This is a genomic window from Treponema sp. R6D11, assembly GCF_054786075.1.
Genome location: NZ_BDHD01001309.1, coordinates 1 through 333, shown reverse-complemented (window position 1 = coordinate 333; position 333 = coordinate 1). Strand labels below are relative to the sequence as shown.

Here is a 333-nt window from a genome sequence, read left to right as displayed (position 1 = left end):
CAACAGAACTATAGCGATATTGCTCGGCTTAGGCGTTGGACTGATAATGACGATAATTATTAACTCGTCTTCCGCGACTGTAACTTTGATAATGACGCTTGCGTTTCAAGATGTTATAACTTATGAGATGGCAGCCGGTATGGTCTTGGGTTCAAATGTTGGCACAACAATTAATGCTGTTCTTGCGGGAATTGCGGGAAATACTGAATCAAAACGCGCGGCTCTTGCCCATGTTTTATTTAATGTGTTGGGACTTATCTGGGCACTTCCGCTGTTAATTCCGCTGTTGCACCTTGTTGATTTTATTTTCCCAGGGAATCCTCATTCCGCAGG

Annotated in this window: 1 protein-coding gene; it reads left to right on the top strand. The window is 43.5% G+C overall.

Annotated features, from left to right (window positions below; genetic code table 11):
- Positions 1 to 46: 46 nt before the first annotated feature.
- On the top strand, positions 47 to 333 hold a 287-nt coding region (locus ACYVTD_RS18545; RefSeq protein WP_461249064.1), incomplete at its 3' end, for a Na/Pi symporter.